Annotated in this window: 22 protein-coding genes and 2 riboswitches; of the genes, 13 read left to right on the top strand and 9 right to left on the bottom strand. The window is 72.9% G+C overall.

Going from position 1 to position 22,500, the window contains the following annotated elements:
* The first annotated feature begins 141 nt into the window (after window positions 1-141).
* Entirely contained in the window at window positions 142-1,437 is a 1,296-nt protein-coding gene (locus tag ACIBI5_RS33045; RefSeq protein ID WP_397252650.1) for a hypothetical protein, read from the top strand.
* Between the two features lies 1 nt (window position 1,438).
* On the opposite strand, the gene ACIBI5_RS33040 is transcribed toward ACIBI5_RS33045, so the two are convergent.
* From ACIBI5_RS33040 to ACIBI5_RS33025, 4 genes are all read right to left on the bottom strand, one after another.
* Entirely contained in the window at window positions 1,439-2,248 is an 810-nt protein-coding gene (locus ACIBI5_RS33040) for a glycerophosphodiester phosphodiesterase (RefSeq protein ID WP_397252649.1), read from the bottom strand.
* Between the two features lie 64 nt (window positions 2,249-2,312).
* Window positions 2,313-2,849: an NUDIX hydrolase family protein gene (locus tag ACIBI5_RS33035; RefSeq protein WP_184971135.1), complete on the bottom strand. Its 537-nt coding sequence runs from the start codon at window positions 2,847-2,849 to the stop codon at window positions 2,313-2,315.
* A 45-nt stretch (window positions 2,850-2,894) separates the two neighbouring features.
* On the bottom strand, window positions 2,895-3,818 hold the full coding sequence (locus ACIBI5_RS33030) for a sigma-70 family RNA polymerase sigma factor (protein WP_397252648.1): 924 nt from the start codon (window positions 3,816-3,818) through the stop codon (window positions 2,895-2,897).
* Window positions 3,819-3,887: 69 nt separating this feature from the next.
* Window positions 3,888-4,625 (bottom strand): hypothetical protein, encoded by a 738-nt coding sequence (locus tag ACIBI5_RS33025; protein ID WP_397252647.1) that lies wholly within the window; start codon window positions 4,623-4,625, stop codon window positions 3,888-3,890.
* A 100-nt stretch (window positions 4,626-4,725) separates the two neighbouring features.
* On the opposite strand from ACIBI5_RS33025, the gene ACIBI5_RS33020 reads away from it, so the two are divergent.
* On the top strand, window positions 4,726-5,445 hold the full coding sequence (locus ACIBI5_RS33020) for a hypothetical protein (protein WP_397252646.1): 720 nt from the start codon (window positions 4,726-4,728) through the stop codon (window positions 5,443-5,445).
* On the opposite strand, the gene ACIBI5_RS33015 is transcribed toward ACIBI5_RS33020, so the two are convergent.
* The 3 genes from ACIBI5_RS33015 to ACIBI5_RS33005 are packed head-to-tail and all read right to left on the bottom strand — an operon-like array spanning window position 5,425 to window position 7,003.
* Window positions 5,425-5,796 carry a hypothetical protein gene (locus ACIBI5_RS33015; protein ID WP_397252645.1) on the bottom strand — a complete coding sequence of 124 codons (372 nt, stop codon included), beginning with the start codon at window positions 5,794-5,796 and terminating at the stop codon, window positions 5,425-5,427. The genes ACIBI5_RS33020 and ACIBI5_RS33015 overlap by 21 nt on opposite strands.
* A gap of 5 nt (window positions 5,797-5,801) precedes the next feature.
* Window positions 5,802-6,707: a hypothetical protein gene (locus tag ACIBI5_RS33010; RefSeq protein ID WP_397252644.1), complete on the bottom strand. Its 906-nt coding sequence runs from the start codon at window positions 6,705-6,707 to the stop codon at window positions 5,802-5,804.
* A complete protein-coding gene (locus ACIBI5_RS33005) occupies window positions 6,704-7,003 on the bottom strand; it encodes a YbaB/EbfC family nucleoid-associated protein (protein ID WP_397252643.1) in 300 nt (99 codons plus the stop codon). Before ACIBI5_RS33005 ends, ACIBI5_RS33010 begins: the two co-directional genes overlap by 4 nt.
* Window positions 7,004-7,133: 130 nt before the next feature.
* Between ACIBI5_RS33005 and ACIBI5_RS33000 the strand changes: the two genes are divergently transcribed.
* The 8 genes from ACIBI5_RS33000 to ACIBI5_RS32965 all read left to right on the top strand — a co-directional run bounded on the left by ACIBI5_RS33000 (window position 7,134) and on the right by ACIBI5_RS32965 (window position 14,652).
* A complete protein-coding gene (locus ACIBI5_RS33000) occupies window positions 7,134-7,625 on the top strand; it encodes a SigE family RNA polymerase sigma factor (protein ID WP_397252642.1) in 492 nt (163 codons plus the stop codon).
* On the top strand, window positions 7,622-8,794 hold the full coding sequence (locus tag ACIBI5_RS32995) for a hypothetical protein (protein ID WP_397252641.1): 1,173 nt from the start codon (window positions 7,622-7,624) through the stop codon (window positions 8,792-8,794). Before ACIBI5_RS33000 ends, ACIBI5_RS32995 begins: the two co-directional genes overlap by 4 nt.
* A 29-nt stretch (window positions 8,795-8,823) precedes the next feature.
* A riboswitch (adenosylcobalamin (AdoCbl) riboswitch) is annotated at window positions 8,824-8,971 on the top strand.
* Window positions 8,972-8,999: 28 nt separating this feature from the next.
* Window positions 9,000-9,161 carry a CbtB-domain containing protein gene (locus ACIBI5_RS32990; RefSeq protein ID WP_397252640.1) on the top strand — a complete coding sequence of 54 codons (162 nt, stop codon included), beginning with the start codon at window positions 9,000-9,002 and terminating at the stop codon, window positions 9,159-9,161.
* A gap of 12 nt (window positions 9,162-9,173) precedes the next feature.
* Window positions 9,174-9,923, top strand: a complete 750-nt coding sequence (locus ACIBI5_RS32985; RefSeq protein ID WP_397252639.1) for a CbtA family protein — start codon at window positions 9,174-9,176, stop codon at window positions 9,921-9,923.
* A 38-nt stretch (window positions 9,924-9,961) separates the two neighbouring features.
* Complete coding sequence (locus ACIBI5_RS32980; RefSeq protein ID WP_397252638.1) at window positions 9,962-10,651, top strand: histidine phosphatase family protein; 690 nt, start codon at window positions 9,962-9,964, stop codon at window positions 10,649-10,651.
* A complete protein-coding gene (locus ACIBI5_RS32975) occupies window positions 10,648-12,711 on the top strand; it encodes a magnesium chelatase subunit D family protein (RefSeq protein WP_397252637.1) in 2,064 nt (687 codons plus the stop codon). Before ACIBI5_RS32980 ends, ACIBI5_RS32975 begins: the two co-directional genes overlap by 4 nt.
* A gap of 1 nt (window position 12,712) precedes the next feature.
* Entirely contained in the window at window positions 12,713-13,315 is a 603-nt protein-coding gene (gene cobO, locus ACIBI5_RS32970; RefSeq protein WP_397109489.1) for a cob(I)yrinic acid a,c-diamide adenosyltransferase, read from the top strand.
* Window positions 13,312-14,652, top strand: coding sequence for a cobyrinate a,c-diamide synthase (locus ACIBI5_RS32965; protein WP_397252636.1), 1,341 nt, complete (start codon window positions 13,312-13,314; stop codon window positions 14,650-14,652). The genes cobO and ACIBI5_RS32965 overlap by 4 nt, the downstream gene beginning before the upstream one ends.
* Here the strand turns inward: ACIBI5_RS32965 and cobN are convergent.
* Window positions 14,607-18,167 (bottom strand): cobaltochelatase subunit CobN, encoded by a 3,561-nt coding sequence (cobN, locus tag ACIBI5_RS32960; RefSeq protein WP_397252635.1) that lies wholly within the window; start codon window positions 18,165-18,167, stop codon window positions 14,607-14,609. The genes ACIBI5_RS32965 and cobN overlap by 46 nt on opposite strands.
* A 30-nt stretch (window positions 18,168-18,197) precedes the next feature.
* Window positions 18,198-18,403: riboswitch (cobalamin riboswitch) on the bottom strand.
* Between cobN and ACIBI5_RS32955 the strand changes: the two genes are divergently transcribed.
* From ACIBI5_RS32955 to ACIBI5_RS32945, 3 genes are all read left to right on the top strand, one after another.
* Entirely contained in the window at window positions 18,395-19,495 is a 1,101-nt protein-coding gene (locus ACIBI5_RS32955; RefSeq protein ID WP_397252634.1) for a precorrin-3B synthase, read from the top strand. (Overlaps the previous riboswitch by 9 nt.)
* Window positions 19,492-20,112: a precorrin-8X methylmutase gene (locus tag ACIBI5_RS32950; protein WP_397252633.1), complete on the top strand. Its 621-nt coding sequence runs from the start codon at window positions 19,492-19,494 to the stop codon at window positions 20,110-20,112. The genes ACIBI5_RS32955 and ACIBI5_RS32950 overlap by 4 nt, the downstream gene beginning before the upstream one ends.
* On the top strand, window positions 20,112-21,653 hold the full coding sequence (locus ACIBI5_RS32945) for a precorrin-2 C(20)-methyltransferase (RefSeq protein WP_397252632.1): 1,542 nt from the start codon (window positions 20,112-20,114) through the stop codon (window positions 21,651-21,653). Before ACIBI5_RS32950 ends, ACIBI5_RS32945 begins: the two co-directional genes overlap by 1 nt.
* Here ACIBI5_RS32945 and ACIBI5_RS32940 read toward each other — a convergent pair.
* Window positions 21,641-22,417 carry a cobalt-precorrin-6A reductase gene (locus ACIBI5_RS32940; protein ID WP_397252631.1) on the bottom strand — a complete coding sequence of 259 codons (777 nt, stop codon included), beginning with the start codon at window positions 22,415-22,417 and terminating at the stop codon, window positions 21,641-21,643. The genes ACIBI5_RS32945 and ACIBI5_RS32940 overlap by 13 nt on opposite strands.
* Window positions 22,418-22,500 lie beyond the last annotated feature (83 nt).

Genomic DNA, 22,500 nt, shown 5'->3' with positions numbered 1-22,500 from the left:
TCTGACCTCTCGATCCGGGGTGGGAATTCATGGTCTATTCAACCGGTCTTGCTCTTGTTGTGGGTGAACGCGAGACTTCTTCCGTGGCGACCATCGGGGTCCGCAACGCCCCGGTCGGTTCGCCGCGGAAGGGAACCCGTTGTGGAAGCGGTGTTCGAGACCGCGTATCGCGGACTGCCGCCCGATGCGGCGCGCCTTTACCGACTGCTGGGGCTGTTGCCTGGGAGCGATTTCACCGCTGCTCTGGCCGGCGCGCTCGCGGGTGGTGAGGTGCGGCCGTTGATCGGGGCGCTTCTGGAGACGTACCTGGTGGTGGAGGCGCTGCCCGAGCGGTATCGGCTGCATGAGCTGGTTCGGGGGCATGCGGCGCACGCTGCCGAAGGGGAGCCCGCGGCCGAGCGGGATGAGGCTCTGCGGCGGGCGGCGGCCTGGTATTCGCGCATGGTCACCGCGGCGCACTGCCTGGTCCTGGACCGTCCTGGGGAGCCGGGGGTGTTCGACGGTCCCGGTGAGGCGCTGGACTGGCTGGAGAGCGAGCGGGGGAATCTGCTGGCGTTGCTGCGGCAGGCCTCCACCGCGGGGTGGGATGAGCTGGTACGGCGGAGCGCCGAGGCCATGTGGGCGCTCTATGCCAACCGCAAGCACTACGCCGACTGGCTGGAGACCAGCAGGCTCGGGACCCTGTCCGCGCACCGGCTCGGTGACTGGGCGGCTGAGGCGCGGATGCGTGACCAGACGGCCAGGGCGTTGATCGAGCTGTCGGACTTCCCGGCGGCCGAGGCCGAACTGGCCAAGGCCGCTGCCGGGGTGGAGCGGGCCGCCGATGCGACCAAGACACCAGAGCCAACGTGCACCGGAACCGAGAACCCTGGGCCGGGGAGCGCGGGAGGCGAAAGCCCAGAAAGCGCCGCGAGCGCAGGGAGCGCAGGGAGCGCTAGGGACAAAAGCGCTAGGGACAAAAGCGCTGGGGGCGAGCGGGCTGGGGGCGCAGGCGCCGGGGGCGAGAGCGCTGGGAGCGCAGGCGCCGGGAGTGAGAGTGCTGAGGGTGGGGCTGTCGCCCAGAAGGCGGCCGAGGTGCGGGCGGTGATGATCGAGACGCGGGGGCTGCTCGAACTGGCCCGGGGCGACACCGACGCCGCGGCCGAGCGTTTCGAGGAGGGGATCCGCGCCTATGAAGTGCTGGGAGACGCACGGGGCAAGGCGCTGCTGACCTATCAACGCGGGCGGGCGCTGGCCGTTGCCGGGCGAAATCAGGAGGCGGCCCACCTGCTGGAGGCGGCCGCCGGCCTGGCGCACGATGACGAGCTCACCCGGGGCAGGATCGCCATCGTGCTCGGACAGGTCTATCGGCGGCTGGGCCGTACCGAAGAAGGGGAGGTGTGGCGGAGAGAGGGCGCGGAGATCATGCGGGTGCGGCGGATTCCGGTCAAGGAGTGAGTCACGGCATGCCGGGCCGGTCGGTGATGATGCCGTCGACGCCTTGGGAGGCCAGGCGGCGCCACTCGGCGCGGTCGTTGACGGTCCAGGTGAAGACCTTCATGCCCAGCCTGTGGATGCGGTTCACGTAGGCCCGGGTGACGTACCGGTAGGGCGGGTTGATCTGGGTGGCGTAGCGGGACAGGGTGCGGAGCTGGCCTACCGGGGGCGTGCCGAGGAGGCCTACCGGGATGCGCGGCATTCTGTGGTGGAAGGTACGCATCGAGCGCCAGTCGAAGGACTGGACGACCAGGCGGCCGGGCTGCAGCCACCAGGAGTTCTTGCGGAGTTCGGCGGCCACGCGGCGCTCGATGCCTGGGTACTGGTCCGGGTCCTTGATCTCCAGGAGCAGGCCCATGCCGCTGCCCTTCATGGTGCGCAGGGTCTCGCCGAGGGTCGGGACGCGTTCGCCGGAGTGACCGGAGCCGAACCATGAGCCCGCGTCGAGTCTGCGGAGCTCACTCAGGGTGAAGGCGCTCAGCGGCCACGGCGCGCGGTCGGGGAAGACGCTTTCGACGTTGGTGGTCCTGGTCAGCGTGGGGTCGTGCAGGAGGATGAGCTGATGGTCCTTGGTCTCGCGGACGTCGAGCTCGAACATGTCGGCGCCCTGCCGGCCGGCGAGCCTGAAGGCGGCGAGGGTGTTTTCCGGGGCGTCGGCCGAGGCGCCCCGATGGGCGACGTTGGTGGGGTCGGCGGCGGCGGCGGAGACCGTCGGCGTCAGGGTCGTCAGGGTCGTCAACGCGGTCACGATGATGAAGCCCAGTCGTCGCATGTGACCGAGCTTGACAGGCGAACGTGACTCCGAGTTGAGCGCAGAGTGACGCGTCGCTTACAAATCAGGTCAAGCGTCCCACATGTGCTAGTGCCTGCTTGAGCAGCACGCCCTGCCCGCCGGCCATCTCCTGCTGCACCATCGGGGACGACGCCTCCTCGGGAGTGAACCAGACGAGGTCGAGCGCGTCCTGCCGCGGGCGGCAGTCACCGGACACCGGGACGATGTAGGCCAGCGAGACCGCGTGCTGCCTCGGGTCGTGGTACGGCGTGACGCCCGGCGTCGGAAAGTACTCCGCGACCGTGAACGGCTGGGGCGAGATCGGGATGTTCGGCAGCGCCACCGGCCCGAGATCCTTCTCCAGGTGCCGCATCAGCGCGTCGCGGACCCGTTCGTGGTGCCGGACCCGGCCGGAGACCAGCGCCCGGCTGACCTCGCCGTCGGAGCTGATGCGCAGCAGGAGGCCGACGTGGGTCACGACACCGGTCTCGTCGACTCGCACGGGGACGGCGTCGATGTAGAGGATCGGCATGCGTCCGCGAATCGACTCCAGCTCTTCGGGAGCGAGCCAGCCAGGTACGGTTTCGGTCTTTTCGGTCACCCGCTGATCGTACGTCCTCCCCGGCCGCGAGGCTGGCAGCCGGGGTCAGCGTCGGTCCTGGTCGTCGGACGAAGAGGCGGGGTCGCGGGGCGGCGAGGGCAGGAAGGCGAGCCCGCGCAGGCGCTCAGGGCTGGCGAGGATGTCCATGGCCACGATCTTCCCGCCGGACACGGTGACCGCGGCGACGATCTTGGGCTTGCCGTTCGGTGCGGACATCATGCCCACGGCCCCGTTGACCAGCACCGGCACGTAGCGGTCCGCCATCGCGCGGAACGACATCGCCTGGCCCGCCACCTCGGCGGCCCCGCGGATCACCCGCAGCGTGCCGATCGGCACGTCGGCGCCCTCGACGCGCAGCACCACGTCCGGGTCGAGCACGGAGACCAGCGCCCCGAAGTCGCCGTCACGGGCGGCGGACAGGAACGCGGCGACGACCTCGCGCTGCCGGGCCAGGTCGGGGTCGGGAGCGACACGGGCGCCCTGGATCCGGCGGCGGGCCCGGCTGGCGAGTTGCCGGGTGGTGGCGGGGGAGCGTTCGACGATCGCCGCGACCTCCTCGAACGGCACGCTGAACATGTCGTGCAGCACGAACGCCAGCCGCTCGGCGGGCGCCAGCGTGTCGAGCACCACGAGCAGCGCCAGCCCGACCGAATCGGCCAGCAGGGCCTCGTGCTCCGGGTCCACATGGTCGCCGACGCTCACGATCGGGTCGGGCAGCCGTTCGCCGATGGGGTCCTCGCGCCGGGACTCGCGTGAGCGCAGCATGTCGAGGCAGACCCGCCCGGTGACGGTGGTGAGCCAGCCGGCGAGGTTCTCGACGTCGCTCACGTCGGTCCTGCTGAGGCGGAACCACGCCTCCTGGACGGCGTCCTCGGCCTCGGCGAGCGAGCCCAGCATGCGGTAGGCCACGGCCCGCAGGTGCGCGCGATGCGTCTCGAACCGGGCCGCGAGCAGGTCATCGTCGTTCATCGGTCACAATCTTTCGCGGTCCGTCATCAAGGGCGAAGCCCAATGTACGGGGCCAAAACGCCGTAAGGATTAAGGGGTGGGGCGACCGGCGATCGCGTCCTGGACCGAGTGCTTGAACCGTTCGATCGGCTCCCGGATCCGGCGCTCGCGCCACTCGGCGCGCCGCAGTTTGCGCGACCCCTCCCGGTACCGCCGGCGCGCCCACGGCGAGCCCGGCCTGGCCAGCCGGATGGCGCCGACCAGCGCGAGCGGGGTGAGGTAGACCCCGATCAGCCCGGTCCAGATCTTGCCCTTGGTCAGGCTGAGCACCGCGAACAGGATGTTCGCGGTGACGACGAGCCCGCCGTTGATCAGGTCCTGGCCGGTGAACAGTTCGTCGACCTCCAGCGGGCTGACCCCGAGCAGTCCGAGCCCGCACAACGCCAGCGCCATGAACACCGTGTCCACCGACAGCCGCCCCTGCTCGGTCCAGTAGACGTCCTGCAGATGCAGCACCAGCGCGAACTCGTCGAGCACGAGCGCCGCCCCCACGCCGAACACCGCCGCGGTCACCCCCGCGGGCGGAGAACTCCCATCCTGTACGGCGAGCCCGCCGATCCCGCCCAGGCACATGAAGACCAGCCCGAACACCACATGGTGGATGTGCGTCCCGCCCGGGGTGACGTTCCCCGGCCACCACCGCACCCGCTTCCTGATCATCCGGACGCTGAACCTGATGAACAGGAACGTGAGCAGGAACAGCACGAAGAAGCAGAACAGCCGGAGCTTCCCCGCGTCGACGATCTCCCGGGCGAACCAGTGCCGCATCTACCCCCCAACGACCGGCCGGGGGGTAGTGCTAGGTGTACCCGCAATACTCGCCTCTGTGCCAATGTGCCCGCTGACCTGCGCCGATTGAATGATCGGCATGACGCGGACACACTCTCTCCCCGGCCCGTGGGTCGAGGCGGCCGGGCTGCTGCTCGGCCCGCTCCTGCTTCTCGCCGGGGTGCTGACCCGGATCGGCCAGGACGACTTCTTCCCCGGCCAGCTCGCCGCCTACGCCCGGCAGCCCGGCACGATGACTCTGTCCTACAGCCTGTTCGCCGCCGGGCTCGTGCTCCTGTGGCCCGCCGCGGTCGCGCTGGCCCGGCGGATCTCCGCCACGCACCCCGGCTGGGCGCGGTGGGGCGTGACGCTGGTGGTGCTCGGGTTGTTCGGCCGGGTCTTCCACGCCGGGGTCGGCCACCTGGCCTTCCAGATGGTCGACGCGCTCGGGCTCGAGGCCGCGCAGAAGGCCGTGGCCGGCACGTATGGGGCCGTCCACGTCTTCAAGGCGGTCAACGTCGTCATCATGGCCGGCTGGATCGTGCTGGCGGTCGGAGCCTTCCGCGCGAAGGCGTTCGGTCCCGGCGCGGTCGGCGTGGCCCGTTGCGTCGCGCTCGCGTCGGCCACCGGGCTGCCGCTCGGTGTGCTCAAGGGCAGCACGGACCTGCCCTCCCTGCTCGCCGTCGCCGGCCTGGTCGTGGCCTTGGCGCCGCTCGGGGTGAGCGTGCTGAGGCAGGCCGGCCCGGCGCCGCGGTGGTGGGCGGTGGCGCTGACCGTCGCGGCCGTCCCGGTGGCCTTCCTACTCGGGCTCAGCGGGTGAGCCCCAGATCTTGGGGTTCTCGTCCGGCTCGGGGAGCTTGGACAGGAGGTCGGCGATGCTGTCCCAGTTGGCGACCCGGACGAGGTCGCCCATGAGGCGTAGGCGTTCGGCGAGCTGTTCGTGGGCCTCGTCCAGATGGACCAGGCCCTTGGCGATCTGGTCGGTGTGGGCCTCGTAGCCGCGGGCGCCGCCGTCGCCCTTGAAGAACGTGACGCCCTCCTGGGTACCGCCCCAGAAGGCGCCGATGGCGGTCAGTTCCGCGGCGGCCCGCCGTACGTGGTCGGCCAGGTCGCGGCGCTCGGTGTCGTAGGCGTCGGCGACGGCGCGCAGCCGGGCGCGGTCGATTTCCATCCTGCTCACCCCGCGGGTTTGTGGGCCATCGTGAAGTAGAGGAGCATCCGGCCTAGCGTTTCCTTCCAGGTCGGGATCAGGTCCTCGCCGCCCTGGCCGTTCATGGCGTCGTAGCTGGGGCCGTAGCCGACGGAGCCGCCGGCCATGCGGCCGATGAAGTACTGCAGGTCGAGGTTCTTGGTCACGGCCCTGGCCGCGGGCATGGCCGCGTCGAAGGCGCCGTAGAAGGCCACCGAGGCGGCGAACTCCTTGAGCGCCTGCCGGGCGTTGTCGCCGAGCGAGCCCGGGTCCTCGCCCCGCGCCGCCTTGACCCCGGCGACCACGCCCACGTCGCCGATGGCGAAGAAGGCGCTGCCGATCGAGTACTCGGTCAGCTTGGCCAGCACGACCCGCGCGACCGCGTGCTCCAGGAGCTTCGACAGCAGCTTCGCCTGCGCCCTGCGCATGAGGAACTGCGTGATCTGGTACGCCGCCCCCGCCTGCCACGGGAACGTGGTGATGAAGATGAAGCTGGCGAGGTTGGCCAAGGCCATGGTCCAGTAGGCGTGCCGTACGGTCTCGACGATCTCGGCGAAGTCGTCGCAGGCCTCGGCGTTCGCCCGGCAGGCGGCGGCCAGTTTGCCCGGGTAGCCGAGGGCCGGCGGCATCGGGTGGAGGCCGGCGGTGACCGTCCTTTTGAAGGCGTCCACCCCCTCGCCGCTGTTGCGCCGCCAGACCGACTCGGCGGCGGGGTAGGTGTTGCCGGAGCTCTTCTCCACGCGTTCGGCCAGCCGTAGCCAGGTGTCTCGGGCCTGGCGGGCGCGGTCGGGGTCGCCTTCCGGGTAGTCGACCGCGAGCATCTGGAAGACGAAGGCGGTGATGCCGAGGGCGCCGAAGCCGTAGATGGAGGCGCGGGTGGGGTTGATCTTCATCGCAGCACGTCGGGGGTGAACGGCTCGGCCAGCGCTCTGGCCTGATCACCGGCGTCGCGGGCGGCCGCGGCGGCGGCCTGGAGGACGGCGGCGGCCAGCTCGTCGGAGCCGAGCCGCATGGCGCGGGGGTCGATGGTGAGCCCGGCCAGGGCGCCGGTCATGGTGGCCTCGGCGACGACCCGGCCCTCGGCGGCCTCACCCCGGCCGCGTACCTGCTCGATCTCTTGCTGGAGTCCCTGGAGTCGGGCGATCTCCCCGTAGAACTCGGCGAACATCCGGTCCAGCTCGTCTGTCATTCGGCCCAACGTAGATCGTGACACCGGTATTGGCAACTGAACTAGTAGGTAAAGCGTCTCACCTCACATTCAACAGAATCCGCCCTTCGTGCGTCTGGGATGTGATGGACAGAAGAAGGGTGAGGCCAGGGTGGACGACTTCGCGGCGTTCGTCGCCGAGCGCGCCGACGCGCTCCTGCGTTACGGGTACGTGCTCAGCGGCAACCCGCACGACGCGGCCGACCTGACCCAGGAGGCGCTGATCAGGCTGCACCGGGCCTGGCCGCGGGTGCGTGGCAAACGCGACCCGGAGAGCTACGTGCGGGTGACCATGGCCAGGCTGCACATCAGCACCTGGCGGTTACGGCGGCGCGAACGGCTCGGCTGGGACCTGCCGGAGACCTCGCACGAGGACGTTCTGCCCTCGGAGTCCGAGCAGGGGCTCTGGCAGGCGCTCGAAGGGCTGCCCAAGAAGCAGCGCGCCGTGCTCGTCCTGCGCTACTACGAGCAGCTGACCGACGCGGAGATCGCCGGGGTGCTCGGCATCTCCCAGGGGACGGTCCGCAGCCACGCCTCGCTCGGGCTGAGCAGGCTCCGCTCGGCGATCGACCGCCCCTCCGCCACGAACGGGAGCGCCCGATGACTCTGGAAGACGAGCTGCGCACCACCCTCGGACACGCCGCCGAGCGCGCGCCACACGCCCCCCAGGGCCTGCCCGCGCACATCGCCGGCCGGTCCAGGCGACGCAGGATCCGCGCGAACGCGCTGATGGCGGCGGTCGCGGTCGCGGTGATCGCCGGAGGGGCCGCGGTGGCGCTGCGCGGCGAACCTCCGCGGCAGCCGATCCCCGCGATCCGTCCCACCTCCACCCCGGCCCGGATCACCGAGGCCGAGCCGGTGGAGAAGGTGTGGCCGGCGGCCGTCACGAAGATCCCCGGCAAGCTGCGCGGCGGCGCGAAGATCCGCCCGCTGAAGCTGATCGGCGACCGGTCCGTGCTGTTCGAGACGTGGGAGAGCCACGAGAAGGCCAACGCGATCTACGCCTACGACCTGGAGGCGCGGACGAGCCGGAAGATCACCAATATCCGTACGCCGAAGGGTGTCTTCGCCAGCAACTGGACGATCGGCACGGACCGGGTCTTCTGGAGCACGATCGAGGACGGCGGCACCGGCCTGTGGTCGGTCCCGCTCGAAGGCGGGAGCACGGAGCGCCTGGCCACCGTGCCGGGACGGGTCGACACGATGGCGGTGGCCGGTGACCGGCTGGCGTTCTCCGTGATGGACGGCGGCGGCGTCTCCACCCTCCCCCTCGGGGGCGGGAAGGTGGAGGCGGTGCGGGGGGCCGAGCGGCACCACATCCTGAGCTGGCCATGGGCGGGGACGCCGAGCGATTACACGCCCAACGGCGAGACCAGCTACGAGGAGATCGTCAACGCCGAGACGGGCGAGACGAACAGGGCGGTGGTGCGCGCGGGCGAGACCTGGGTGCGGTGCGGCGTGCTCACCTGCGTCGGCGCCAGGCCGGACCGGACCGCTTTCATGCGCCTGCGCGACGGCACCCAGGAGCGGGACCTGCCCGAGATCCCTATGCCCGGAATCGCCGCGGACCGGTTCATGACGGTGCGGTTCGACTCGGCCGGCCGCGGTCAGGCGCTGCTCGACCTGGCCACGGGCCGCTCGGGAGACCTCGGCATCCGGCCCGGCGACGATGGCGGGATGCAGGTGGTTCACCCGGGCGTCGGCGACGGCCGGCTCGTGCACTATCCGCTCAAGGGCGAAAACGTGATCATCGACCTCTCGAAGATCACGTGACTGTTGACGAGAACCGGAGGAAAGGATACGTTCCGGTAGATTTCACGGCTGTCAGGGGAAATCCGGTGAGATGCCGGTGCGGACGCGCCACTGTATCCGGGACGTAGATCCCGGGAGCCAGGTCACCTCACGGCCGTGACCTCACCTGTTGGGACGCGTCATCCCTGAGGAGGCCTTGATGAGTGGTGGGACCACTTCGACGTCCGTGCCCTTTCCCCGTTTGCGGCCCTGGCTGCTGAGCGTGCCGTTGTTCCTGTTGATCGCGTACCTGGTCCTGATGGACAACGGCGCGGTCTCACAGACCGGCACCCTGCTCCACGAGCTGATGCACGACGGGCGCCACCTGCTCGGCGTGCCCTGCCACTAGAGGCCGGGCACGATGGTGCGCACCCTTGTGGTCAGAGGCCTGCTCCTGGGCCTGCTGGCCGGACTGTTCGCGGGCGCCTTCGCCTTCCTGGCGGGGGAGCCCCACGTCGACAGCGCTATCGCTTTGGAAGAGGCCGCGGCGGCGGCAGCGCCCGCCGCGCCCGCCGACGATCATCACGGTGAGGAGGCCGAGGTCAGCAGGCCGGTGCAGAAAGCCGGGCTGTTCCTCGCGACGGGCCTCTACGGTCTCGCCGTCGGCGGCATCTTCGGCCTGGTCGTGGCCGGGCTGCGCGGACGGGTCGGGCCCAGGTCGGACCCCGCCCTCGCGTTCGCCGCCGCGGGCACGGCCTATCTGGCGATCGTCCTGCTGCCCTTCCTGAAATATCCCGCCAACCCGCCCGCCGTCGGCGACCCCCACACGATCGGCAGCCGGACCCTGCTCTACGTGGTCATGGTGCTGGTGGGCCTGGCCGCCGTGGCCATCGCGGTCGCCAGTGGGCGCCGGGTCACCGGTGGTCCGTGGGCGCGCTGGAGCGTCACCGTCGTGACCTTCCTCGTGCCGGTGGTCGCCGCGCTGGCGCTGCTGCCGCGGGTCGACGAGGTGCCCGCGGGCTTTCCGGCCACGTTGCTGTGGGAGTTCCGGCTCGCGTCGCTGGGGACACAGCTGGTGTTCTGGGCGGCGTTCGGGGCGCTGTTCGCCTGGGCGGGCGAGCGCGCCGCCCGCCGGACCACCGCCGCCGTCCCAGCCGCCGCACCGAGCTGAGCGGAGTGCTTTTCGTACGGCATGCCAGCACACCAGGCATGCGCACAGCCTGCTTCCCGGCGCCGGAGCAGGCCGATCGCGCCAGCCTGGCGAAGGCCGCCCTTCTGGCCGGGACCGCCGACCTGGCCAGGACGGCGTCATACGCGGGACCCGGCATCCGGCCCGAGCTCCGCGAGCCCGGCGAACTCCGCGAGCCCGGCGTGCCCGGCGACGCGGAGCCCGGTGGGCTTGGGGAGATACTGACGGCCGGGCAGGCGGGGGCGGCGTTCGTCGCGCCGTCGGTGGCCGCGTTGCAGACCGCCTCGGCCATGGGGCTCGCGCCCATCGTGGTCGACGCGCTGGCCGAGGCGGATCACGGCCGGTGGGGCGGCCTGCCGTACACGCGGGTCGCCCAGGAGGAGCCGGACGCGCTCGCGAGCTGGCTCGCCGACCCCGGCGCGGCACCCCACGGCGGCGAGAGCCTCGACCGGATGACGGCGCGCGTCACGGGGTGGCTCGACGAGACGCGGGCCAGGTTCGACGGCCGGCGCGGGCGGCCGTTCCTGGTCATCTGCGACTCGGGAGTCATCCGCGCCGCGCTCGGCCACGCGCTCGGCCTGCCCCCGCTGCACGCCGCCCGTTTCGACCTCGCGCCACTGTCCACCACCGAGCTGGCCGTCACCCGCGGCGGCTGGCGGGTCGCCCACGTCAACCGGGACGCCCTCGAACACCGGAAGGTCACCTCTTGATCGCCACCTACCCGTTCAGCGCGGTCGTCGGGCTCGACGACCTGAAGCTGGCGCTGGTGCTCAACGCCGTCTCGCCCCGGGTGGGCGGCGTGCTCGTCCGCGGGGAGAAGGGCACCGCCAAGTCGACGATCGTCCGCGCGCTGGCCGCCCAGCTGCCGTCGGTGGACGTGGTGGCCGGTTGCCGGTTCGCCTGCGACCCGGCCGCGCCGGACCCGGACTGCCCCGACGGGCCGCACGACCCCGGCGAACACCGCCACCGGCGGCCGGCCTCCCTGGTCGAACTGCCGGTCGGCGCCTCCGAGGACCGGCTCGTCGGCTCGCTCGACGTCGAACGCGCGCTGACCGAAGGCGTGAAGGCGTTCGAGCCGGGACTGCTGGCGGGCGCGCACCGCGGCGTGCTCTACGTCGACGAGGTCAACCTCCTGCACGACCACCTCGTGGACCTCCTGCTCGACGCCGCCGCGCTCGGCACCTGCTATGTCGAGCGCGAAGGCGTGTCGGTACGGCACGCCGCCCGCTTCCTCCTGGTCGGCACCATGAACCCGGAGGAAGGCGAGCTGCGCCCCCAGCTCCTCGACCGGTTCGGACTGACCGTCGAGGTGAAGGCGTCGCGGGACCCGGACGAGCGGGCCGAGGTGGTACGGCGGCGCATGGCCTACGACGCTTCACCCGAGGAGTTCGTGGCGCGGTGGACCGCCCAGGAGTCCGCGCTCGGCGAGCGGATCCTGCGGGCCAGGGCGCTGCTGCGCGGCGGGGTCGCGCTGCCCGACACGCGGCTGCTGCAGATCGCGGCGGTGTGCGCGGGCTTCGAGGTGGACGGCCTGCGCGCCGACCTGGTCACGGCGAACGCGGCCATGGCGCACGCGGCCTGGCAGGGGCGGGACCGGGTGACGGAGGAGGACGTGCGGGTGGCGGCCCGGCTGTCCCTGCCGCACCGGCGGCGCCGGGACCCGTTCGACGCGCCGGGGCTGGACGAGGACCTGCTGGAGGAACTCCTGGACCGCCACCGGGGCGACGACGACCCTGACGGCGGCGGCACCCCTGACACCCCACCGGACGGCCCCGGCTCCCAGCCCGACCAGGGCGAGGCGGGACCCACGCCGGATCCCGGGCCCAACTCCCAGCTCGACCGGGGGGAAACCGGGCACAACTCCCAGCTTGACCAGGGCGAGGCGGGACCCACGCCGGATCCCGGGCCCAACTCCCAGCTCGACCAAAGAGGGGCGGCGGACCAGGAGGAAGGCGGGGACGACTCCTTGGGCGGTGTCACGGCGGTGGCCGGGGTGGGGGCGCCGTATCGGGTGCCGGTGATGAAGGTTCCCGGGCTCGGGGCCGGTGCTTCTGGGCGGAGGTCGCGGGCGCGTACGCCGCGTGGCAGGGCGACCGGGGCGCGGGTGCCGCACGGCAAGGTGAAGGATCTGCACCTGCCGGCGACTCTGCTGGCGGCGGCGCCGTACCAGAAGGAGCGGGGTCGGACCGGAGCCGGGCTGCTGCTGCGCGGCGGCGATCTGCGCGAGGTCGTGCGGGAGGGCAGGGAGAGCAACCTCGTGCTGTTCGTGGTCGACGCGAGCGGCTCGATGGCCGCGCGCAGGCGGATGACCGCGGTGAAGACGGCGGTGCTCAGCCTGCTGCTCGACGCCTACCAGCGCAGGGACAAGGTGGGGCTGGTGACGTTCCGGGGGAGGGGCGCGGAGGTGGCGTTGCCGCCGACGTCGTCGGTGGAGGCGGGGGCGGCGCGGCTGCGGTCGCTGCCGACCGGCGGGCGTACGCCGCTGGCCGAGGGGCTGGCCAGGGCGGCGGAGGTGCTGCGGGTGGAGCGGATGCGCGATCCCGACCGGCGTCCGCTGGTCGTGGTGGTGACCGACGGGCGGGCGACCGCGGGCGGTGACGTGGACGCGGCAGCCGGGCTGCTCAGGGGCGTGGCGTGCGTGGTCGTCGACTGCGAGAGCGGCCCGGTCCGGCTGGGCCTCGCCGTACGGCTGGCGGCCAGGCTGGCCGCCGAGGTGGTCACGCTGGACGACCTGGGAACCGTGGTCCGCGAGCACAGGAAGGCGAGCTGAGATGCCGCAGGGCAAGCCGAGCGTCGTGCCGGAGGACGGGCTGACCACGCGCCAGCGGCGTACCCGGCCGTTGCTGATGGTGCACACGGGTCCGGGTAAGGGCAAGTCCACGGCGGCGTTCGGGATGGCGCTGCGGGCGTGGAACCAGGGCTGGCCGATCGGGGTGTTCCAGTTCGTGAAGTCGGCGAAGTGGCGCATCGGCGAGGAGCGGGCGCTGCTGGTGCTGGGAGAGTCGGGCGAGGGCGGCTCGGTGAGCTGGCACAAGATGGGCGAGGGCTGGTCGTGGATCCAGCGTCCCGGCACCGAGGAGGACCACGCGGCCGACGCCCGCGAGGGCTGGGAGCAGATCAAGCGCGACCTGGCCGCCGAGACCTACCGTTTCTACGTGCTGGACGAGTTCACGTACCCGCTGAAGTGGGGCTGGCTGGATCTGGACGACGTGCTCGCCACGCTGGCGGGGCGGCCGGGCAACCAGCACGTGGTGATCACCGGCAGGGACGCGCCGGAGCGGCTGCTGGAGGTGTCCGACCTGGTCACGGAGATGGGCAAGGTACGCCACCCCATGGACGCCGGGCAGAAGGGGCAGAAAGGCATCGAGTGGTGATCCCGCGGCTGGTCGTCGCGGCGCCGTCGTCGGGCAGCGGGAAGACGACGGTGGCCACGGGGCTCATGGCGGCGCTGCGGGCGCGCGGGCTCCGGGTCTCGCCGCACAAGGTCGGCCCCGACTACATCGACCCCGGCTACCACGCCCTGGCCACCGGCCGCCCCGGGCGCAACCTCGACCCGTGGCTCGCCGGGGAGGAGCGGGTGGCGCCGCTGTTCCTGCACGGCGCGGCGGGGTGCGACGTGGCGGTGGTCGAGGGCGTGATGGGGCTGTTCGACGGCAAGGGGGAGACGGACTTCGCCTCCACCGCCCACGTCGCCAGGCTGCTGGACGCGCCGGTCGTGCTGGTGGTGGACGCGGCCAGGCAGAGCCGCTCCGTGGCCGCGGTGGCGCACGGCTTCGCCACGTTCGACCCGCGCGTGCGCGTCGGCGGCGTGGTGCTCAACCGCGTCGGCTCCGACCGGCACGAGGAACTGTGCCGCGCCGCCCTGGACGCGGCCGGCGTGCCGGTTCTGGGCGCCATCCGCCGCGACGACGCCGTGGCCACCCCTTCCCGCCACCTGGGCCTGATCCCGGCCGCCGAACGCGAGGCGGAAGCGGTCTCCTCGGTGGCGCGCCTGGGCGAGCTGGTGGCCCGCTCCTGCGACCTCGACGCCCTGGTACGGCTCGCCGCCACCGCCCCCGCCCTCCCCGGAACCCCCTGGAACCCGGCGGCCGAAGTGAAAGCCGAACCGGCCGGGAAGGCCGGGCCGGTCGTGGCGGTGGCGGGCGGCGCGGCGTTCACGTTCGGCTACACCGAGCACGTCGAGCTGCTGCGCGCGGCCGGAGCCGAGATCGCCGTCTTCGACCCGTTGCACGACGAGAAGCTCCCCGACGGCACCGGCGCGGTGATCATCGGTGGCGGCTTCCCCGAGGTCTACGCCGCCGAACTGGCCGCCAACGAGCCGTTGCGCGCCCGGGTGGCCGCCTTCGACGGGCCGATCGCCGCCGAGTGCGCCGGGCTGCTGTACCTGTGCGAGGAGCTCGACGGCCGGCGCATGTGCGGCAGGGTCCCCGGCAAGGCCCGGATGACGGGCAAGCTGACGCTCGGCTACCGGGAGGCCACGGCGGTCAGCCGGTCGCTGCTCACCCGGCCGGGCGAGCGGTTCAGGGGCCACGAGTTCCACCGGACCGCCGCCGACCTGGGCGGCTGGGCCCTGTACCGGTGGGAGGGCGGCGCCGACGGCTACGGCGACGCCCTGCTCACCGCCTCCTACCTGCACCTGCACTGGGCGGGCAGCCCGGTGCTGGCTCAGCGGCTGGTGTCGTCCTCCAGGTCGCCCTCGGTCTTGAGGTAGACCTCCTGCACACCCCGCAGGATCTCCGGGTCCGGGTGCTCCCACATGTCCCGCTCGGCCGCCTCCAGAAGCCGTTCGGCGATGCCGTGCAGCGCCCACGGGTTCGACTTGGCCATGAACGCCTGGTTCTCCGGGTCCAGCACGTACGCGGCGGCGAGCTTGTCGTACATCCAGTCGGCCATGACGCCGGTGGTGGCGTCGTAGCCGAACAGGTAGTCGACGGTCGCGGCCAGCTCGAACGCGCCCTTGTAGCCGTGTCTGCGCATCGCGGCCAGCCAGTTCGGGTTGACGACGCGGGCGCGGAAGATCCGGGAGGTCTCCTCCGACAGGGTGCGGGTGCGGACGGCGTCCGGGCGGGTGCTGTCGCCGACGTAGGCGGCGGGGGCCTTGCCGGTCAGGGCGCGGACGGTGGCGACCATGCCGCCGTGGTACTGGAAGTAGTCGTCGGAGTCGGCGATGTCGTGCTCGCGGGTGTCGACGTTCTTGGCGGCGACGGCGATCCGGCGGTAGGCGCTCTCCATGTCGGCGCGCGCGGGCACGCCCTCCAGGTCGCGGCCGTAGGCGTAGCCGCCCCACACCGCGTACACCTCGGCCAGGTCGGCGTCGTCGCGCCAGTTGCGGCTGTCGATGAGCGGCAGGATGCCCGCCCCGTAGGCGCCGGGGGCCGAGCCGAAGATGCGCATCGTGGCCCGGCGCTCGTCGCCGTGCGTCTCCTCCTTGACGTGGGCGCGGACGTAGTTGTCTTCGTCGGCCTCGTCCAGGCCGGCGGCGAGCCGTACCGCGTCGTCGAGCATCGCCACGACGTGCGGGAAGGCGTCGCGGAAGAAGCCGCTGATGCGGACGGTCACGTCGATGCGGGGGCGGCCGAGCTCCTCCAGCGGGATCGGCGCGAGGCCCGCCACGCGGCGGGAGGCCTCATCCCATTCCGGGCGGATGCCCAGCAGCGCCAGGACCTCGGCCACGTCGTCGCCCGCGGTCCGCATGGCGCTGGTTCCCCAGACCGACAGGCCCACCGAGCGCGGCCAGTCGCCGGTGTCGGTGCGGTAGCGCTCCAGGAGCGAGTCGGCCATGGCCTGGCCGGTCTCCCACGCCAGCCGGCTCGGGACCGCCCTGGGGTCGACGGAGTAGAAGTTGCGGCCGGTCGGCAGGACGTTGACCAGCCCGCGCAGCGGCGAACCGCTGGGCCCGGCGGGGACGTACCCGCCGTTCAGGGCGTGCAGGACGTGGTCGATCTCGTCGGTGGTACGCGCCAGCCTGGGCACGACCTCGGTGGCGGCGAAGCGGAGGATGCGCTCCACCTCGGCGCTGGGCGCCACCGCCGCGGCGGCCTCCACCGTCCAGCCGCGTTCCTCCATCGCCTCCACCAGCGCGCGGGCGGTGGCCTCGACCCGGTCCACGTCCTTCAGCGACGCGCTGCCGTCCTCGGTCAGCCCGAGCGCCTGGCGCAGACCCGGCAGCGACTCCTTGCCCGCCCACATCTGCCTGGCCTGCAGGATCGCCAGCACCAGCCCCACCCGGGCGGGCCCCTCCGGCGCCTGGCCGAGCACGTGCAGGCCGTCGCGGATCTGCGCGTCCTTCACCTCGCACAGCCAGCCGTCCACGTGCAGGATGAAGTCGTCGAACTCGGTGTCGTGCGGCCGGTCGGCCATGCCCAGGTCGTGGTCGAGCCGGGCGGCCTGGATCAGCGTCCAGATCTGCGCCCTGATCGCGGGCAGCTTGGCCGGGTCCATGGCGGCGATGGAGGCGTGCTCGTCCAGGAGTTGTTCCAGGCGGGCGATGTCGCCGTAGGACTCGGCCCTGGCCATCGGCGGCACCATGTGGTCCACCAGCACCGCGTGCGCCCGCCGCTTGGCCTGCGTACCCTCGCCCGGGTCGTTGACCAGGAACGGGTAGATGAGCGGCAGGTCGCCGATCGCGGCGTCGGTGCCGCAGGAGGCCGACATCCCGGCCGACTTGCCGGGCAGCCACTCCAGGTTGCCGTGCTTGCCGACGTGCACCATCGCGTGCGCGCCGAACTCCGCCGACAACCAGCGGTAGGCGGCCAGGTAGTGGTGGCTCGGCGGCAGGTCGGGGTCGTGGTAGATGGCGATCGGGTTCTCGCCGAAGCCGCGCGGCGGCTGGACCATGACCACCACGTTGCCCGCGCGCAGGGCCGCCAGCACGATGTCGCCCTCGTGCACGAACAGCTCGCCGGGCGGCGTACCCCAGTGCCGTTCCATGCCGGCGCGCAGGTCCGCGGGCAGTGTGCGGTACCAGCGCTCGTAGTCGGCGGCGGGGATGCGCACCGGGTTTCCCGCCAGGTGTTCCTCGGTCAGCCAGTCCTGGTCCTGGCCGCCGGCGGCGATCAGCGCGTGGATGAGCGCGTCGCCGTCCTGCTCGGCGACCCCGGGGAAGCCTTCGCCGAGGTCGTAGCCGGCCTCGGCCAGCCTGGCCAGCAGCCCGACCGTGCTCGCGGGGGTGTCCAGGCCGACCGCGTTGCCGACCCTGGAGTGCTTGGTCGGGTACGCCGACAGCATGACCACGAGCCGCCGCTCGGCCGGCGGCGTGTGCCTGAGCAGGCCGTGGCGCACCGCGATCCCGGCCACGCGGCGGGCTCGCTCGGGGTCGGCCGTGTAGACGGTCAGGCCGTCCTCGTCGATCTCCTTGAACGAGAACGGCACCGTGATGATCCGGCCGTCGAACTCGGGGATGGCCACCTGCGAGGCGGCGTCGAGCGGGGACAGGCCGTCGTCGTTGTCCTCCCACTCCTTCTTGCCGCTGGTCAGGCAGAGTCCTTGCAGGATCGGGACGTCCAGGGTGGCCAGCGCGCCGACGTCCCACGCCTCGTCGTCGCCGCCCGCGCCCGCGGTGGCCGGACGGGAGCCGCCCGCCGCCAGGACGGTCACGACCAGGGCGTCGGCGGTGCGCAGGACGTCGAGGAGCGCCGGTTCTGCCGTTCTGAGCGAGGAGCAGTACACCGGCAGCGGCCGGCCGCCCGACTCCTCGATCGCCCGGCACAGGGACTCCACGAACGCGGTGTTGCCGGCCACGTGGTGGGCCCGGTAGTACAGGACGCCGATCACGGGGCCCTCGGTGGCCTTGGAGTCGCGCTCCAGCGGGCCCCAGGAGGGCATGGGGGCCGGTGGGGCGAAGCCGTACCCGGTCAGGAGGACCGTGTCGGACAGGAAGCCGTGCAACTCGGCGAGGTTGGCGGGGCCGCCGTGCGCGAGGTAGGCGTGCGCCTCGGCGACGACGCCCGCGCTCACCGTGGACAGTTCCATCAGCTCGGCGTCGGGGGCCTGCTCGCCGCCGAGCACGACGACCGGGCGTGGGCCGGCGAGCAGCGCGTCGAGGCCTTCCTCCCACGCGCGGCGGCCGCCGAGCAGCCGGACCACGATCAGGTCGACGCCGTCCACGAGCGCGGGCAGGTCGTCGGTGAGCAACCTGGCGGGGTTGCCCAGGCGGTAGTCAGCGCCGCTGGCGCGCGCGCTCAGCAGGTCGGTGTCGGATGTAGAGAGCAGCAGAACGCCAGGCACGCCGCAGTCCTCCCTCGGGGTCCTCGCCCCGTTCGCAGGTGTCGCGACGGCAGGAGTCTCCTGGCTCCCGGATCCATGCTCACCCCGGCCTTCCCGCCCATCGCTGGACAGTGGCCTGTGGTGGGGTTCGCTTCCCGGTCACAGTGGCGGGACCGCGCCGGTTTCTCACCGGCTTCCTCCCATTGCCGTCGCCTAAGGGTGAGCCTACTGGCGTTACCATCCTCATCGTGTCCATAGCCGACTTTTCCGGACGTCTCCGCCCAGATGCCTGTCCGGGAGCGCTACAGACGCACGCCGCGGCGGACGGCCCGCTGGCCAGGATCCGCCTGCCCGGCGGTGCCATCACCCCAGCTCAGCTGCGTGAGCTGGCCGCCTTTGGCGCGAGCGGGATCGAGCTGACCTCGCGCGCCAACGTCCAGGTGCGTGCGGTGGAATCTCCGGCGGTCTTCGCCGACCGGATGGCCGCGGTGGGCCTGTTGCCCTCGCCGACGCACGAGCGGGTGCGCAACATCGTCGCCTCGCCGCTCGGCGGGCGGCTGACCGGCTTCGCCACCCACCCTCTCGTGGAGGCGCTGGACCACGCCCTGTGCGCCGACCCCGCCTTGGCCGGCCTGCCCGGCCGCTTCCTGTTCGCCCTGGACGACGGCACCGGCGACGTCGCCTCGCTGGGCGCCGACGTCACCCTGGTCAAGGACGGCATCCTGCTGGCCGGTACGCCCTTCTCGACGCCCGGCGCCGGAGTGGACATCCTCCTGGCCGCCGCGCGAGCCTTCCTGGCCGAGCGCGCGGACAGCGGCGCCTGGCGCGTCGCCGAACTCCCCGACGGCCCCGCCCGCGTCGCCGCCCGCCTCAGCGCCGCCCGCGTCCAGGCCGCCGCCGCCGCGGTGGCCTCCCCGGTGCGGGCGCGCGGGGCCGGGGTGGTCGCGCTGCCGGACGGGCGGGTGGCGGTGGAGGCCGTGGTCCCGCTCGGGCGCCTGACCGCGGCCCAGGCGCGCCTGCTCGCCGACCTCGATGTCCCGGTACGGCTCACGCCCTGGCGTACCGTCGTGCTCCTCGACCTCGCCGAAGCACCCGACCTGACCGGATCCGGCCTGGTCACCGACCCGGACTCCCCCTGGACAGGGGTGAGCGCGTGCACCGGCAGCCCCGGCTGCGCCAAGTCCCTGGCCGACGTCCAGCACGACGCCGCCCAGTGGGTGGCCGCCCGTGAGCGCCGCCCGGAACTGCCCGTGCACTGGGCAGGCTGCGAGCGCCGCTGCGGCCTGCCCAAGGGCCGGGTCGTCGAGATGGTCGCGACCGGCGACGGATACCAAGAAAGGCAGAAGTGAGCGACTACATACGCGACGGCGCCGAGATCTACCGGCGTTCGTTCGCCACCATCCGCGCCGAGACGGACCTGTCCGGGCTCCCGGCCGACGTGGCCCAGGTGGCGGTGCGGATGATCCACTCATGCGGGATGACCGACCTGGTCGGCGACCTCGGCTGGTCGCCGCGCGTGGTCGGGGACGCGCGCGCGGCGCTCGGGGCGGGGGCGCCGATCCTGTGCGACGCCATGATGGTGGCCTCCGGCGTGACCAGGCGCAGGCTGCCCGCCGGCAACGAGGTGATCTGCACGCTCGGCGCGCCCGGCGTGGCCGAACTGGCGGAGAAGCTCGGCACCACGCGCAGCGCGGCGGCGCTGGAGTTCTGGCGCGACCGGCTGGACGGCTCCGTCGTGGCGATAGGCAACGCGCCCACGGCACTGTTCCGGCTGCTGGAGATCGTCGCGGAGGGCGGGCCGAGACCGGCGGCGGTGCTGGGGATTCCCGTGGGGTTCATCGGCGCGGCCGAGTCCAAGCAGGCGCTGGCCGAGAGCGGGCTTGAGCACCTCGTGGTGCGCGGCAGGCGCGGCGGCAGCGCGATGACGGCGGCGGCGGTCAACGCCATCGCCAGCGAGGTGGAGTGATGGAACACAACGAGCGCGCGGCGGGCAGAGAGCCGGCGGCGGACAGCGAGCGGGCGGCGGGCGCCGGGCGGCTTTTCGGGGTGGGGCTCGGACCTGGGGATCCGGAGCTGATCACGGTGAAGGCGGCCAGGCTGATCGGCGAGGCCGACGTCATCGCCTACCACGCCGCCCGGCACGGACGCAGCATCGCCCGTTCGATCGCCCTGCCGTACCTGCGGGAAGGGCAGATCGAAGAGTTGCTGCTCTACCCGCTGACCACGGAGACCACCGACCACCCGGGCGGCTACCAGGGCGCGCTGGACGACTTCTACGTCGAGTGCGCCGCCAGGCTCGCCGCCCACCTCGACGCCGGGCGGACGGTCGTGGTGCTGAGCGAGGGCGACCCGCTCTTCTACGGCTCCTACATGCACATGCACAAGCGCCTGGCCCACCGCTACCCGACCGAGGTGGTGCCGGGCGTCACCTCGATCAGCGGGGCGTCGGCGGTGCTCGGCCGTCCCCTGGTCGAGCGGGACGAGACGCTGACCGTGCTGCCCGGCACCCTGCCCGGCGAGGTGCTGGCCGAGAAGCTGCGCGCCACCGACTCGGCGGCGGTGCTGAAGCTGGGCCGTACCTTCGAGAAGGTACGCGACGCGCTGGCCGAGGCCGGACGGCTGGACGACGCCTGGTACGTGGAACGCGCCACCATGGGCGCCCAGCGGGTCGCGCCGCTGAAGGACGTGGATCCCGAGGGCGTCCCGTACTTCTCGCTGGCGCTGCTGCCGAGCCCGGCCGAGCACACGTTCGTGCCCGAGAAGCCGGCGGGGCAGGGGCCGGGCGAGGTCGTCGTGGTCGGGCTCGGGCCCGCCGGGCGGCCGTGGCTCACGCCGGAGGCGCAGGAGGCGCTGGCCGCCGCCACCGACCTGGTCGGCTACGGCCCCTACGTGGACCGCGTCCAGCCGAACCCGCGCCAGCGCCGCCACCGCACCGACAACCGGGTCGAGGCCGAGCGGGCCAGGCACGCGCTGGAGATGGCGCGCGACGGCGCCCGGGTGGCGGTCGTCTCCTCCGGCGATCCGGGCGTGTTCGCGATGGCCAGCGCGGTGCTGGAGGCGGCGTCCGACTTCCCCGGCGTGCCGGTGCGGGTGGTGCCGGGGCTGACCGCCGCGCAGGCCGTGGCCGGGCGGGTGGGGGCGCCGCTGGGGCACGACTACTGCGTACTGTCCCTGTCTGACCTGCTCAAGCCGTGGGAGGTGGTGGCCGAGCGGCTGCGCGCCGCGGCGCGGGCCGACCTGGTGCTGGCGTTGTACAACCCGGCCTCGCGCAGCCGTACCTGGCAGGTGGGCGCCGCGCGTGACCTGCTGCTTGAGCACCGCGCGCCGGGCACACCGGTGGTGATCGGCCGCGACGTCGGCGGGCCGCGGGAGTCGATCACCGTCACCACGCTGGCCGGTCTCGACCCGGCCGACGTGGACATGCGCTGCCTGCTGATCATCGGCTCCTCGACCACCCGGGTGAGCGAGAGCGGCGCCGTCTACACCCCGCGCCGCTACCCGGCCTGAACCCAGGCCGCCGCCTCGCCCGCGCTCTCCACCAGCCGCACCCCCGCGGGCAGCGGCGGCCGATCCACCATGATCACCGGGAGTCCCGCCTCCCGGGCCGCGACCAGCTTCGCGCTCGTCATGGAGCCGCCGCTGTCCTTGGTGACCAGCACGTCGAGGCGGTGCCCGCCGATGAGCGCGCGCTCACCCTCCACGGTGTACGGCCCGCGGTCCAGCAGCACGTGCGCGTTCGCGGGCACCGGCGGCTCGGGCGGATCCACCGATCTGGCCAGGAACCACATCGAGGTGAGCCCGGCGAACACCGGCAGGCTCCGCCGTCCCGTCGTCAGGAACACCCGCCCGCCGGGGAACTCCCGGTCCAGTTCGCCGGCCGCCGCGGGCAGGGAGGGCACGCGGCGCCACCGGTCGTCCGGCCCCTCCTGCCAGCCGGGACGGCGCAGCACCAGCAACGGCACCCCGGCCAGGGCGGCGGCCTCGGCGGCCGAGGCGCTCATCCGCTCGGCGAACGGGTGGGTCGCGTCCACGAGCCTCTCGACCCCTTCGGCCGCGATCCACCGGGCCAGCCCGTCGGGGCCGCCGAACCCGCCCTCGCGCACCTCGCCCACCGGCAGCCGCGGATTCGTGACCCGCCCGGCCAGCGACGACACCACCCGCATGCCGGAGGGCACCAGCTCGGCGGCCAGCGCCCTGGCCTCCGCCGTACCCCCGAGAATCAGCACCCCGCCGCGGCGCGAGCCCGCGACGGGACGCGAAGGCGGACCCATGGACGGACCCGCAGGCGGGCGCTCGGAAAGACCTCCGGGCGGATCCACGGGCGGGTCCACGGGCGGATCCGCGGGCGGGCCTG

Origin of the sequence: Nonomuraea sp. NPDC050540, assembly GCF_044457485.1 — a bacterium.
GTDB lineage: Bacteria > Actinomycetota > Actinomycetes > Streptosporangiales > Streptosporangiaceae > Nonomuraea.
Note: the sequence above shows the minus strand (reverse complement) of the source record. Positions and strands in the feature narration are given on the sequence as shown.

What these genes read in the sequence shown, in the direction of transcription:
- ACIBI5_RS33040 (WP_397252649.1), bottom strand. Translation starts at nt 2,248, where the DNA reads ATGCGACGACTGGGCTTCATCATCGTGACCGCGTTGACGACCCTGACG.
- ACIBI5_RS33030 (WP_397252648.1), bottom strand. Translation starts at nt 3,818, where the DNA reads ATGAACGACGATGACCTGCTCGCGGCCCGGTTCGAGACGCATCGCGCG.
- ACIBI5_RS33025 (WP_397252647.1), bottom strand. Translation starts at nt 4,625, where the DNA reads ATGCGGCACTGGTTCGCCCGGGAGATCGTCGACGCGGGGAAGCTCCGG.
- ACIBI5_RS33020 (WP_397252646.1), top strand. Translation starts at nt 4,726, where the DNA reads ATGACGCGGACACACTCTCTCCCCGGCCCGTGGGTCGAGGCGGCCGGG.
- ACIBI5_RS33015 (WP_397252645.1), bottom strand. Translation starts at nt 5,796, where the DNA reads ATGGAAATCGACCGCGCCCGGCTGCGCGCCGTCGCCGACGCCTACGAC.
- ACIBI5_RS33010 (WP_397252644.1), bottom strand. Translation starts at nt 6,707, where the DNA reads ATGAAGATCAACCCCACCCGCGCCTCCATCTACGGCTTCGGCGCCCTC.
- ACIBI5_RS33005 (WP_397252643.1), bottom strand. Translation starts at nt 7,003, where the DNA reads ATGACAGACGAGCTGGACCGGATGTTCGCCGAGTTCTACGGGGAGATC.
- ACIBI5_RS32995 (WP_397252641.1), top strand. Translation starts at nt 7,622, where the DNA reads ATGACTCTGGAAGACGAGCTGCGCACCACCCTCGGACACGCCGCCGAG.
- ACIBI5_RS32985 (WP_397252639.1), top strand. Translation starts at nt 9,174, where the DNA reads ATGGTGCGCACCCTTGTGGTCAGAGGCCTGCTCCTGGGCCTGCTGGCC.
- ACIBI5_RS32980 (WP_397252638.1), top strand. Translation starts at nt 9,962, where the DNA reads ATGCGCACAGCCTGCTTCCCGGCGCCGGAGCAGGCCGATCGCGCCAGC.
- cobO (WP_397109489.1), top strand. Translation starts at nt 12,713, where the DNA reads ATGCCGCAGGGCAAGCCGAGCGTCGTGCCGGAGGACGGGCTGACCACG.
- ACIBI5_RS32945 (WP_397252632.1), top strand. Translation starts at nt 20,112, where the DNA reads ATGGAACACAACGAGCGCGCGGCGGGCAGAGAGCCGGCGGCGGACAGC.
- ACIBI5_RS32940 (WP_397252631.1), bottom strand. Translation starts at nt 22,417, where the DNA reads ATGGGTCCGCCTTCGCGTCCCGTCGCGGGCTCGCGCCGCGGCGGGGTG.